A 12,770-nucleotide genomic window follows, 5' to 3' on the forward strand; every position below is an offset into this window, starting at 1 on the left:
ATAATATAAAAACGACTGATTTTACTTTAGAAATCAGTCGTTTTTATATTATAAGTATTTTCAATCTCAATTTCTCTACCCCATACTAATTCTATTACCATTTTCACAATCAAAGAAATGTCCTTTATTTATATCAAAAGCTAATTTTATCTTATCTCCTGACATGCTTTGGTTACGTGAATCTAACTTAGCAATAAAGGGATTATTGTTTAACTCTGAATGAATCATAATTTCAGAACCAAGCAATTCACTTACTTTAACATCAGATTCGAAAGGAGAAGCTAAACCAGATTCTATAAACACTGGTTCATCTCTAATATCTTCTGGTCTTATACCAAATTTAATATTCTTACCTTCATATCCTTTGTTTTTGATTAGTCTTTTTTGTGACTCAGATAATCTAATTTTGATCTCCCCTAAATATAATTCACCTTCTATTACTTTAGCATCAAAAATATTCATAGCTGGAGATCCTATAAATTCAGCAACAAATAGATTTTTAGGCTTATCATAAACATCTTTAGGTGTGCCTATTTGCATTATCTCTCCTTTGTTTAATATGACGATTCTATCAGCCATAGTTAGAGCTTCTGTCTGGTCATGCGTAACATATATTGTTGTTGTATTTAACTTTTTATGGATTTTAATAATTTCTGCTCTCATTTGAACTCTCAATTTAGCATCTAAATTTGATAAAGGTTCATCCATTAGAAAGATGCCCGCGTCTCTTACAATCGCTCTACCTAATGCTACTCTTTGCCTTTGACCACCAGATAAATCTTTAGGTTTTCTATCTAAATATTCTTCTAAACCAAGGATTTCAGAAGCTTCTTTCACTCTGCTTTCTATTTCACTCTTAGGTAATTTATTTAATTTTAAACCAAAAGCCATGTTATTATAAACACTCATATGAGGATATAAAGCATAGTTTTGGAATACCATCGCAATATCTCTATTTTTTGAATCTATATTATTCATTCTTTTCTCTTCAACGTAAAAGTCGCCATCCGTTATATCTTCTAATCCGGCTACCATTCTTAATGTAGTAGACTTTCCACACCCTGAAGGACCAACAAATACAATAAATTCTCCCTCATCAATTTTTAAATTAAAATCTTTAACAATCACGGGGCCTTTTTTATTATATTGCTTGGATATATTGCTTAAATTAATTTTGGTCATAACTTCACTCCTTTACATAATCTTCATATGCATTTGCCACTTCAAATAATATGGATTCTTGCTTTTTATTAACAACTAGTTGAATACCTTGTGAAATATTTCTTGCAACATAACCAGATGGTATAGAAATAGCTGGATGTCCCGTTAAATTAAAGACATTTGTATATAACATCATTACATCTGAAAGGTTCTGGGTAACTTTATTAAATTCTATTGTTTTCTTGTTTTTTAATGGTGTTATTATAGGCATAACAGGCGTTAAAATAATATCAACTTCAGCAAATAACTCATTAAATTTATTTGTTATATTTTCTTTTGTTTTTAACGCATTTTCATATTCCTCAATTGATATATTTCTTCCATGTTCAACTATGGATTTGATATTTTCAGTACGATAATAACCTTTTTGATCTCGTTCTGTTTGAGTTAATGAAATATCTCTAGTACCGATTGTTCTAGAAATTTTCATAGTTTCAATATCTTCTAAAAAAGACGTATCAATTTGCACAAGTTCATATCCTAAAAGATTAAAATTTTGATATGCGAATTCCATAACTTTTTCCATGATTTCATCATTATGTTCATTAAAATAAGTATTGGGTATACCTATTTTAACTTTTGCTTTTTCAGCTTTATTGTTAATAATGTTCGAATCCGTGTTAATAGCATTAAAGATTAATTGACTACCCTTTACTGTTTCAGAAAAGATACCTATATGATCTAATTCTTTTGATATAGTCGTCATTCCTTCTAAGTATTTATGGTTATGCCCTAATTTAAATCCTACTATCCCATTACAAGAAGCTGGAATCCTAGTAGATCCAGATGTGTCACTACCAATAGCAAATGGTACTAAACCAGATGAAACACTTACGGCTGATCCACTAGAAGAACCACCAGCTGTTACTTGGTCATTTAAAGGATTTATGACATCTCCATATACAACATTTTCAGACGTTACATCCATAGAATATTCATACATGTTAGTTTTGCCAATTAAAATTGCATCCATTCTTTCTAACTTTTCTACAATATAAGAAGATTTCTCAGAAAATAATTGTTTTGGACCATAATACGTTCCATTAGAAGTTAAATGACCTTTAATATCAAATATATCTTTAATTGCAATGGGAACACCATATAGTGTGTTTTCTTCCTTTTCATCCAATTTTTTTATTTTTTTCAATGTAGAATCTATATCTAAATTAATAAATGCATTATAATCATCTTTATTTTCGATAAGATATAGAGTGTGTTTTAAATTTTCAATTACAGCTAACTCATTTTGAAAAACATCATTTTTATCATATTTCTTGATCATCATCATCGCCTTAACTTCTTCTATTCTTTCAAACTTGTTATTTCTTTCATTGCTTTTGTAATAATTGAATTCATAACAACAACTGTATAATCGATATCTTGATTGATTGAATCTTTAGTTGTATGAACATCACTTGTTACTAATCCAATTTTTTTATTACTTGTTTTAATTTTGGTTATTAAATTCTCTAAAATTTCCTTGAATTCTAACGAGTGAACGTCTAAGCCAAGATTAATTGATAAATCTGTTTTACCAATAAAAATGATATCAATATCTTCAACAGTTAAAATATTTTCAATGTTATTCACTGCTTCTTCTGTTTCTATTTGAATTGCTATCGCTAAATGATTATTTGTATAATCTAGATATTCTTTTCCACTATATAGTCCATATTTAGCAGCGGGGATAGAATATGAAACCCCCCTTTTACCTTTTGGTGGAAAAAGTGCACATTGAACAACAAACCTAGCTTCACTTTCATTATTAATCATTGGCACTTGAATACCATGGGCTCCACTGTCTAATACTTTTTGGATTGCCTCACTTTTTTTAACCGTTCTAACTATTGGTGTAATGCCAACATATTTAGACACTTTAATAATTTCTGCAATATCTACTTCACTAAAAGCACCGTGCTCATTATCAATCACAACAAAATCAAAATTAGAATAACCCATCATTTCAACTATTGAAGTATTATTTAAACTTAAAAAACCACCAACAACTTGCTCGTTATTTATTAAAGCTTCTTTTAAAATATATTTTTCCAATATGCTTAACCTCTTTTAAATATATTTTTTCATAACATTGATAACCGCTTCTGGTTGTTCTAACGTTGATAAATGACCTGCGTCTTCGATAACATCTAGTGTTGAATTATCTATTTCTTTCTTCATATCTTCACTATAAGTTATAGGACAAACAACATCATGCTCACCAACAATTATATGTGTTTCGTTTTTAATTTTTTTTAAATTAACATAATAATCATTTCTAAATTCTAAAGCATTTAATTGTTTTAATACTGCTCTTTCACCTATATTTTGTGACATTGCTATAATCGTATTCTCTAAATCATCCGTTTTTTTGTAGGTCAAACTAGGTAACAAATGCTCTTTAGTAATTTTATAAAATTCATTTGCATGGACTAAGTCTTTAAAGCTGTGCCACATATTAATTTGATTTTGATTTGGTAAATATGGGTTTGTATCTAAAAGTATAAGCTTTTCTACTCTTTGTTCTGCTTGTTTTACGATTTCAAAAGTTACTATACCACCTAAAGATAGACCCGCCAAAATAAATTTGTTAGGTGCATTTTTCAACACATTCTTTGCCATTTCTTCTATGCTACTATTTTGAGTTAAGTCACCTACTATAATACGATATTCTCCTGAAAAATAATCCACTTGCTTTTTCCATAGATTTTCATCACATAACATGCCAGGTAGTAAAATCAAAGTTTTTTTATTATCCATGTTTACTGCTAAATTTCTCCCATATTTAATTTGCGCGCCATTTCTTGTTCAAGCGTTTTAAAATTCTCAGGAGGTATCATTTTCCCTTTATTATCAACTTTAAAATCATACTCTTCTCCCTTTTTCACTACTTTAGGATCCCAAATAGGATCAGGTCTATCAAATACCTCATGTTGTTCTAAGATTGAGAATATCCAAGATTCCTCTTCAGATAAATTTTCAAAACCTCTAAACATGTATGGAGGTAAAGAAATCATATCCCAAGGTTCTAAAATTATCTCTCCTTCTATCTCATCAGCGCTATTTCCCCAATAGAATCTCCATTTACCAGTTAGTATAAAAAATGTTTCTATATATTCATGTGTGTGATACGCAGGACCATTCCCTTTTGGTGCTTTCACCATTCCAATTTGGAAACCATGTGGCTCAGTTATATGCGGACTATAATTTTCATTCTCACTTGCAGTATCTCCAATTAATGCGTAATTTAATCTGTTATGTCCTGGTACTATACTATCTATAAACATTAACGGTATTGCTTGGTTTTTAATTTCATTGAATCTCACTACCCAATTATTTTCTAGTTCTGATTGTGTGTAATTTGTTTTTTCACTCATGATAAAATCTCCTTTTTATTTTAATCTTTTTTGTGCTGACATTTCATGTCCATGGAGTCCTTCTATTCGTGATTGATTAACTGCATGGTTTGCTAATAAATTAATACCTTCTCCACTTATTTCTTGAAATGTTACAAACTTTAAATAAGTGCCAACCCACAAACCACCTGTAAACCTAGCTGCTTTATTAGTAGGTAAAGTATGATTTGTTCCTGAAACTTTATCAGAGAAAACAACTGAACTGTTTTCTCCTAAAAATAGTGATCCATAATTTTTTAACTGGTCACCTATTTTTTTATAATTTTTGCAATGTACGTGAATATGTTCCCCAGCTATTTCATCTGAGACCTCAATCAATTCGTCAATATTCTCTACAACAATAACTTCGCCTTGTTTTTCCCATGCTTTAAATACTGGTGAATCTTCTTTAAATTCTATTAGTTGTTTCGAGACTTCCGACAAGACATTTTCAGCATTTTCTTCAGATGTAGTAATTAATATAGCTCTGGCATTAGGATCATGTTCTGCTTGCGCTAATAAATCAGATGCGCAAAGTTCAGCATTGGAAGATTCATCTGCTAATACAATAACTTCACTTGGCCCAGCTAACATATCAATACCTACTTTTCCAAATACTTGCTTCTTTGCCTCGGCAACAAACTTATTTCCTGGACCAGCAATAATATCAACGTTTGGAACTGTCTCTGTTCCATATGCCATAGAAGCAATTGCTTGAGCACCTCCTATTGCATATATTTCATCAACACCAGATTGTATTAACCCATACACTGTAGCTGGATGTATAGAACCCTCATATGTTGCAGGACTACATGCTATAATTTTTTTCGCTCCTGCTACTTTTGCTGGACATACAACCATTGCTCCTGAAGATAATAATGGGTACCTTCCACCTGGAACATAAGCTCCTACTTTTTCAATGGGTAAGATCTTATGCCCCATTCTTATCCCACTATCGAATTCTTGGTCGATAGGTTTCAGACTGTTCATTTGAGCTTCTGAAAAATCCCTTATTCTATTTACCACTCGGTCAATTAATATTTTAGTTTCTTCGTCTAGCTTTGAAATCTGTTCTTCAATTTCATGTTTTGATAGTTTAAAGTGTTCTCTATTAGATTTACCGAAATTTTCTTCATATTTTTTTAATGATACGTCTCCATCTTTTCGTATGTTATCTATAATCTCTGATACTATTTTTGCAACATCATTATTTTCCTCTTCAGACATCAAATTTGCTTTTTTTAAGTAGTTCATCATTCATCCCCCTTTATTTAACTGCTCCTGCACTCATTCCTTTAACAAATTGCTTCCTTACTATGAACATAAACACAATTGTTGGTAATGCATATAAAATACCTGCAGCTGCCATCTCATTCCATATGACACCATTTTCACCAACAAAATAAGAAAGTGCTATTGGTAGCGTCACGGCTTTTTGATTCGTTAAAATTAAACTAAACATATATTCGTTCCAAACAATTACAAAACAAAATACCGTGGCAGTTATAATGCCTGGTTTAGCCATTGGTAATATGATGTGCCAAATTATTTGTAATTTACTTGCACCATCAATTGAGGCTGCTTCTTCTATACTGGTTGGTATGCCATCTATAAAACCTTTAATTAACCAAATAGCATAAGGTATTGTATGCCCTAAGTTCACTATGATTAAAGCTACAAGTGTATCTAGTAATCCCCAATCTTTAAATAAAGTGAAAAAAGGAATAACATTGACTATTAAAGGAATAAACTGTGTAGATAAAATTAAAAATAATAACAATTGTTTACCGAAAATATTAAACCTGGATAAACTATATGCTGCCAATATACTAATCGGTAATGTTATTAAAAGGGCGACTAATACTACAATCGTACTATTTAAGTAGTAAGCACCAAATTCATACGTGCCACTAAATACATTTTTAAAATTATCCAATGTTGGTTCAAAAATCATACTTAATGAATAAACATCCTCACCACTTTTAAATGCCGTTAATATAATCCAAAATATAGGGAAAAAGAGACAAATTACTATGAACAAAGTACCTATTAATTCAATTGTGCTGAATAACTTACTTTTAAAAATATTCATTATGACCATTCATCTCCTTTCACTAACTTTCTCATATAAATCATTACAAATATGATTGTTATGATTGCAAGAATATATCCAAGTGCTGCACCATATCCCATTTCAAAGTATCTAAATGAAGTTTGGTATACTAAGAAATTTAACACTTCTGTTGAATTCCCAGGACCTCCACTAGTCATAGTGACGATTGGGTCAAATTGTTTAAGTGCAAACATTGTCATCAAAATAGTAGCTAATAATACAATTGGTCTCAAAAGAGGTAATGTAATTTTGAAAAATATTTGTATAAAATTAGCTCCATCCATTCTTGCTGCTTCATAAACTTCTTCAGGTAAGCCCATAATCCCACTTATAAACATTAGAGACATAAATGGGAGCCATATCCATACAGCTACAGAAACTAAAGCAAATAGTGCGGTCATAGGGTTTCCTAGCCAAACTATATGATCTAAGGGTGGAAATATCGTGCCAATAATTTTATCGAATATGCCGTAGTCTGGATTTAACATAAACTTCCATGAATAACCTACTAAGGCAGGACTTAGAGCAAATGGTATAATTAAGATTGCTCTTATAAATGATAAATATTTTTTATCTCTACTTAATAATATGCCAATCAAGATTGCTAAAGTAATTGTGATAAATACTGTTGCTACTGTAAAAATTAGTGTTACAGTCACGCTGTTCCAAAATATTGGGTCTTTAAATGCTCTAATGTAATTATCTAAACCTATAAAATTCCCTATTTTATTAGATGTAGTGAGATCCCATTCATGTAAACTAATCCAGAATGAATTAATCATCGGATAAAATGTAACCATTGCTAAAACTATTAGAGCAGGTATAATCATTACATATTTAAAGTATTTGGTAGCCATATAATCCCCCCTTTAATCAATCATAATAGCCTTCCGCTTCAAGCAATTTCTCTATGTCTTTTGCAGCTTTATCTAAGCTTTCTTCTACATCATCTCCAACGGCCATATTAGAAATTTCTCTACTTAAAATATCTGAAATCCTTGGCCATATTCTAGATACTGGTAACGTATCTGCTTCTTCAAAACTATCCCCTGCAATATTAAATAAATTGTCCCCCAATTCATTTAATTCTTCGTCTCTCAAATTCTTTTTTTGAACGATATCTGTAGAGAATTGTTCAGGTGGTGACTTTTCTGTTAATGAATCTTTTACAATTGATTTCTCATTTTCTTCTTTACTTAGCCATTTCATAAACTTCCAAGCATCTTTTTTATTCTCAGAATCCTTCATCATACCTAATGGGAAAGTTGAAATACTCGAAACTTTTTTTCTTCCTTCCCAACTCGGTACAGGAACAAATCCTACATTGTTTTGTACTTCTTTAGCTGAATCAGGACCATTAAAGTCTGAATACACCCACCACCAGCCAAGCCACATCGCTGATCTACCTTGTTTAAAGTGTGTTCTTGATTCTTGTTCACCAAATTGTACAGACCCTTTTGGTGCCAAATCTTTTCTGATTAAGTTTATATATTCCTTGGTCGCTTCCACACCTTTTTTATTATTAAATTTTGGTTTCATATTTTTATCGAGAATATCACTACCATTCCCCCATAAATATGAAGTCCACATATATAAATTTTGGCCATTATTTCCTGATTGGTAATAAGGGGTTATGCCATATTTTCCAGTTTCTTTTTTAATTTTTTTACTAGCTTTATTTAAATCATCCCATGTTTTTGGAGGTTCTATATCTAACTTTTTAAATATATCTTTTCTATAAAAAAGTAACTGCGTATTGGCTCTTAATGGAAGGCTATAAATTTTGTTATTGTAAGTTGACAATTTCATAGTTGATTCTGGGAACCGTTCAAAGAAATTCTTATCAGCATAACCATCTAATGGTTCTAAAAATTGTTTGATAGATGGCCCCATTACATCAGCATAAGTAACTAAATCAAAGCTCGGTTCCTCTGAAATACCTTCCGTAGTAATCCTATTTAATAAATTTTCATAAGGTACGCCTACAAACCTTACTTTGATTCCTGTTTCTTTAGTAAACTCTTTACTTCTTGCTTCCCAAGCATTAAATTGTCCAATGTTCCCTTCTGTAACAGCAATTGTTATTGAACGCTCTTTATCTGAATTACCTTTTTCAATATTTCCTTGAGCACAACTTCCTAACAATAGTGTTAAAACAATAAGAGTAGTGAGAATTTTTTTATTCATAACATCTATCCCCTCATAAATTATGAGACCCCTGTAAAATTACCGTCATCATAAGAGTCAGATTCTTCGTTATTTTCTGATTTTTCTGTGTATACTTGTCTTAAAACATCTAATCCATCAAATAACATCCATTCTTCAGCTATTTTTTGATTTCTTACTTTATAATGATTAATTCCATTTATTTCTATTGTCTTACCACTTGCTTTTCCGAAGTATCCTATACCTCCGTGTACACCTTGGATTCTCCACCTTACAGCTACATCCCAATTATCTTTACCTTCTCGCTTATTGTTTGTAACGCGATCTATAATAACCTTTCCATTTGGAATAGAAGAAAATAAATTTAAAAATGTTCCTTGGATTTCGCTATGTCCAACCATATCTCTGTTTCTAACAAAGTGTAAAACAGCATTTTTTTCATATTTCTCTTTAACTTTGTTAAGAGATTTCCTAGACCATATTTGGTTAAACATCGTTAAAATAAAATCACCAATCTCAAAGTCATTAAATCTAGGTTGATAATGTTCAGGTTGCAATCCTTCTTCAGCTGATTGCGAAATATTGAATTGAATTGTCGGTGATAATGCGCTTGTTTGTTTCGCGATTTTTTTAGCAACTTCTATAGGGTCAAATCCTAATTGTTCAACTAAATGATGTGTATCCATTACAAGCCATTCTTCATAAATTTTATTTTGGAAAATTAAGCAATCTGCTGTAGTTCTAAACATGACTTTTCTTCCAGTTGCCTCTCCATATAAAGTGTCTCCTAAATTTGTTCCTACAGACTTACCTCTATGAGAAGTAAAGAACCCATCTTTATCGTTTCCAGACCAAATTACACTATATCCTAAACCTGAACGATCAGGGAACGATTGCAACGTTTGTAAAGTTCCAGAAATAACTTCATTTACACCATGACTATTCACTAGTCCCCTATGAATTTGAACACCATAACTATAAGTATCGTAAATTAAACCAATATCTTTCTCTTTCCAAATTTGTCTCGTTATTTTAACAATATAGTCTACAATATTTTGATAATCTCCAAACCCTTGCATAGATTGTTTTTTCATTTGGCTAGGATCAATATTTATATATCCTTCATCATCCATTGAATCTATCATGTTAACTTCTGAAGCATCTGCATAATGCAGTAAAGATGAATATTCCTTGTTGTTGCTTGATTCCATTTTTTTAACTTCATTTGTATTTTTCTTTTCTTCAGCCATATTATAATTCTCCTTTTATTTATTTAAATTTAATAAGCATAATTTTTTCTCAACCATTTCTTCCACTGCATATTTAATACCTTCTTTTCCTATTCCACTCTTTTTGACTCCACCATAAGGCATTTGATCTACACGATATGATGGGATATCATTAATCATTACACCTCCTACTTCAATTTCATCAAAGCATTTAAATGCTTTATCTATTTTTTGTGTATACACCCCAGCTTGTAACCCATAATTTGAATCATTTACAAGGTCTATAGCTTCGTTTAATGTTTCATAAGTATTTATAATAACTACTGGTCCAAAAACTTCTTTACAAGAAACTTCAAATTCATTTGATACATTCTTTAATATTGTCGGATTTATAACCGATTTGTTTCTTTCTCCACCTACAATAATATTTTCTTTATTGACTTTCCCTATCCAATTTTCTACTCTTCTAGCATCTTGTTCAGTTATGAGTGATGAGATATCTGTTTCTTTGTTATTTGGATCTCCAATATTTAATTTAGAAGTTTCTTCTTTAAATGATTTTATAAATTCCTTTTCTAAAGCTTTTTTTACATATATTCTTTGAACTGAAATACAAGTTTGACCACTATATCCATAACTACCTTCTACACATCTTTTAGCAACAGCATTGATATTTTCTGTATCTTCAACAATTACTGCGGCATTAGAACCTAGCTCCAACGCTATCTTTTTAAGTCCTGACTCGCCTTTTATTTTCTCTCCTACTTCGACACTACCTGTGAAAGTAATCATTTTAATAACTTCATCTTTTGTTAACCATTTGCCAATATCTTTACCAGAACCAAAAATTAGATTTATGGCACCTTTTGGTAGCCCAGCCTTTTCAAAAATTTCAGCAGTCATAATTGCACTTAACGGCGTTTGAGATGCTGGTTTTAAAACTACAGTATTGCCAGTTGCAATCGCTGGTCCTAATTTGTGTGCCACCAAATTGAATGGGAAATTGAACGGCGTAATGGCGGCTATAACACCTAATGGTTCTAACTTGGTATAACCCAATCTATTTTTCCCATTTTTAGCAGCATCTATAGGTACTATTTCTCCAGCAATTTTTTTAGCTTCATCAGCTGCAAATTGATATGTTTCTATTGTTCTTTCTATTTCTTGTGTTGCAGCTTTAAAAGGCTTAGCATTTTCTCGAATTAAAATATCAATGCATTGGTTTTTCTTTTCTTTGAAAATCTTCACTACATTATTGAGTATTTCTGCTCTTTCAAAAGCACTTAAGTTTTTCATAGTTTTATTAGTTTTATTTGCTGAATCAATTGCTTTTTTTACAATTTCTTGATTTGCTTTTGGTATTTCTCCAATTACTTCATTTGTATGAGGTGATTTTAACTCGTAATAGTCATCCCCTTGTACCCAATCACCATTTATAAAAAATTTATAGCGCTTATTCATTTTGGAAACCTCCTACGAATGCTTGATTATAAATTTCTAGTAACATTTCTTCTGTTAAATCGTAAGGCGTATTATCAATAAGTCTTTTAACGTTAATAGCTTGGCTTGCCAAATGAGATAAATCTTCCTCTGAAACATTTAAATCTTTTAAATTGGTCGGTAAATTTAGTTCTTGTAAAAGTTTATATAAATAATAGGATACGGCATCAACAACTTCGTATTTTTTCATTTTATAATCTCCGAGTTGTAATAAATTTGCGACTATTACAAGTTCATTTTCAATGGCATGACCAATATTTTTAATAACATAAGGTAGTAATAGGGCATTAGCGACACCGTGTTCAATATGGTATCTACCGCCTAGTGGATAAGCCATAGCATGTACCACTCCCACTCCAGCATTTGCTAAAGAAACACCACCTAATAAACTAACCCACGCCATATCCTCTCTAGCACAAATATTATGTTTATGATGGACAGCTTGCTTGATAGCATTCGGAAATATTTCCATAGATTTTTCTGAATAAATTTTTGTTAGAGGCGTACTTTTGACTGAAATAAATGATTCAAATGCATGTGTAAATGCGTCAACTCCAGAAGATGCAGTTACTTTTGCAGGACAAGTTATTGTTAAATGTGGATCTATAATCGCTATATCTGGTAATAAATATGTACTGACAATTCCTACTTTTAATTGCTCACTTTTATTTTCGAAAATTGCATTTCTTGTAACTTCCGCTCCTGTACCAGATGTTGTTGGAATTAAAATACTTTTTACTGTTCTTTCCTCTATTGCTTCTTTACCGTTTAAATAATCCTCGATATTACCTTTATTCATTAAAGCCGCAGTAGCTTTAGCTACATCTAAAGACGCTCCTCCACCAATACCTATGACCAAATCTGCATCGAATTCATTACCTTTATTCACATTGGAAATAACGTCTTCTTGTGCAGGTTCCCCAAATAAATCACTAGAGACTTCATAGCTGATTTGATGTTTTTCAATAATATCTATTAATTTTTGTGTGATACCTGCTTTTTTAACCCCTATGTCACTCACGATAAATATTTTTCTAATTTTGTTATTTTGAAATTCATCATCTAGCGAATATAATGCATCTTTTCCAAACCTTATGATTTCCGGACTATAAAAATCGTTAAATTGTATTAAGTTGTTCATTATTTATA

General features: G+C 31.1%; 12 protein-coding genes. All 12 read right to left on the reverse strand.

The window, feature by feature from the left end; translation table 11 throughout:
- Positions 1-75 precede the first annotated feature (75 nt).
- From ACO6VN_RS10965 to ACO6VN_RS11020, 12 genes are read right to left on the reverse strand one after another with little or no spacing between them, the layout of a single operon-like run.
- The gene (locus ACO6VN_RS10965; protein WP_194200349.1) at positions 76-1,182 is read right to left on the reverse strand and encodes an ABC transporter ATP-binding protein; all 1,107 of its coding nucleotides are present in this window, start codon (positions 1,180-1,182) and stop codon (positions 76-78) included.
- Between the two features lie 4 nt (positions 1,183-1,186).
- On the reverse strand, positions 1,187-2,509 hold the full coding sequence (locus tag ACO6VN_RS10970; protein ID WP_194200348.1) for an amidase: 1,323 nt from the start codon (positions 2,507-2,509) through the stop codon (positions 1,187-1,189).
- Positions 2,510-2,523: 14 nt separating this feature from the next.
- On the reverse strand, positions 2,524-3,273 hold the full coding sequence (locus ACO6VN_RS10975; protein ID WP_194200347.1) for an HpcH/HpaI aldolase family protein: 750 nt from the start codon (positions 3,271-3,273) through the stop codon (positions 2,524-2,526).
- A 15-nt stretch (positions 3,274-3,288) separates the two neighbouring features.
- Positions 3,289-3,978 (reverse strand): alpha/beta fold hydrolase, encoded by a 690-nt coding sequence (locus tag ACO6VN_RS10980; protein WP_422404663.1) that lies wholly within the window; start codon positions 3,976-3,978, stop codon positions 3,289-3,291.
- A gap of 8 nt (positions 3,979-3,986) precedes the next feature.
- Positions 3,987-4,595 (reverse strand): cupin domain-containing protein, encoded by a 609-nt coding sequence (locus ACO6VN_RS10985; protein WP_194200345.1) that lies wholly within the window; start codon positions 4,593-4,595, stop codon positions 3,987-3,989.
- Between the two features lie 15 nt (positions 4,596-4,610).
- Complete coding sequence (gene hisD, locus ACO6VN_RS10990) at positions 4,611-5,867, reverse strand: histidinol dehydrogenase (protein WP_194200344.1); 1,257 nt, start codon at positions 5,865-5,867, stop codon at positions 4,611-4,613.
- Between the two features lie 13 nt (positions 5,868-5,880).
- Positions 5,881-6,705, reverse strand: a complete 825-nt coding sequence (locus ACO6VN_RS10995) for a carbohydrate ABC transporter permease (protein WP_017000026.1) — start codon at positions 6,703-6,705, stop codon at positions 5,881-5,883.
- On the reverse strand, positions 6,705-7,583 hold the full coding sequence (locus ACO6VN_RS11000) for a carbohydrate ABC transporter permease (RefSeq protein ID WP_017000027.1): 879 nt from the start codon (positions 7,581-7,583) through the stop codon (positions 6,705-6,707). The genes ACO6VN_RS10995 and ACO6VN_RS11000 overlap by 1 nt, the downstream gene beginning before the upstream one ends.
- Before the next feature lie 16 nt (positions 7,584-7,599).
- Positions 7,600-8,913: an ABC transporter substrate-binding protein gene (locus tag ACO6VN_RS11005; protein ID WP_422404664.1), complete on the reverse strand. Its 1,314-nt coding sequence runs from the start codon at positions 8,911-8,913 to the stop codon at positions 7,600-7,602.
- Between the two features lie 20 nt (positions 8,914-8,933).
- On the reverse strand, positions 8,934-10,142 hold the full coding sequence (locus tag ACO6VN_RS11010; RefSeq protein ID WP_017000029.1) for an ester cyclase: 1,209 nt from the start codon (positions 10,140-10,142) through the stop codon (positions 8,934-8,936).
- A 15-nt stretch (positions 10,143-10,157) separates the two neighbouring features.
- The gene (locus tag ACO6VN_RS11015; protein ID WP_194200342.1) at positions 10,158-11,582 is read right to left on the reverse strand and encodes an aldehyde dehydrogenase family protein; all 1,425 of its coding nucleotides are present in this window, start codon (positions 11,580-11,582) and stop codon (positions 10,158-10,160) included.
- Complete coding sequence (locus ACO6VN_RS11020; RefSeq protein ID WP_194200341.1) at positions 11,575-12,762, reverse strand: iron-containing alcohol dehydrogenase; 1,188 nt, start codon at positions 12,760-12,762, stop codon at positions 11,575-11,577. Before ACO6VN_RS11020 ends, ACO6VN_RS11015 begins: the two co-directional genes overlap by 8 nt.
- Positions 12,763-12,770: the final 8 nt, after the last annotated feature.

The sequence above is a fragment of the Mammaliicoccus sp. JADD-157 genome, from assembly GCF_049310805.1.
In the GTDB taxonomy this organism is placed as follows: domain Bacteria; phylum Bacillota; class Bacilli; order Staphylococcales; family Staphylococcaceae; genus Mammaliicoccus; species Mammaliicoccus lentus.

What these genes read in the sequence shown, in the direction of transcription:
- ACO6VN_RS10965 (WP_194200349.1), bottom strand. Translation starts at nt 1,182, where the DNA reads ATGACCAAAATTAATTTAAGCAATATATCCAAGCAATATAATAAAAAA.
- ACO6VN_RS10970 (WP_194200348.1), bottom strand. Translation starts at nt 2,509, where the DNA reads ATGATGATGATCAAGAAATATGATAAAAATGATGTTTTTCAAAATGAG.
- ACO6VN_RS10980 (WP_422404663.1), bottom strand. Translation starts at nt 3,978, where the DNA reads ATGGATAATAAAAAAACTTTGATTTTACTACCTGGCATGTTATGTGAT.
- ACO6VN_RS10985 (WP_194200345.1), bottom strand. Translation starts at nt 4,595, where the DNA reads ATGAGTGAAAAAACAAATTACACACAATCAGAACTAGAAAATAATTGG.
- hisD (WP_194200344.1), bottom strand. Translation starts at nt 5,867, where the DNA reads ATGAACTACTTAAAAAAAGCAAATTTGATGTCTGAAGAGGAAAATAAT.
- ACO6VN_RS10995 (WP_017000026.1), bottom strand. Translation starts at nt 6,705, where the DNA reads ATGAATATTTTTAAAAGTAAGTTATTCAGCACAATTGAATTAATAGGT.
- ACO6VN_RS11000 (WP_017000027.1), bottom strand. Translation starts at nt 7,583, where the DNA reads ATGGCTACCAAATACTTTAAATATGTAATGATTATACCTGCTCTAATA.
- ACO6VN_RS11005 (WP_422404664.1), bottom strand. Translation starts at nt 8,913, where the DNA reads ATGAATAAAAAAATTCTCACTACTCTTATTGTTTTAACACTATTGTTA.
- ACO6VN_RS11010 (WP_017000029.1), bottom strand. Translation starts at nt 10,142, where the DNA reads ATGGCTGAAGAAAAGAAAAATACAAATGAAGTTAAAAAAATGGAATCA.
- ACO6VN_RS11015 (WP_194200342.1), bottom strand. Translation starts at nt 11,582, where the DNA reads ATGAATAAGCGCTATAAATTTTTTATAAATGGTGATTGGGTACAAGGG.
- ACO6VN_RS11020 (WP_194200341.1), bottom strand. Translation starts at nt 12,762, where the DNA reads ATGAACAACTTAATACAATTTAACGATTTTTATAGTCCGGAAATCATA.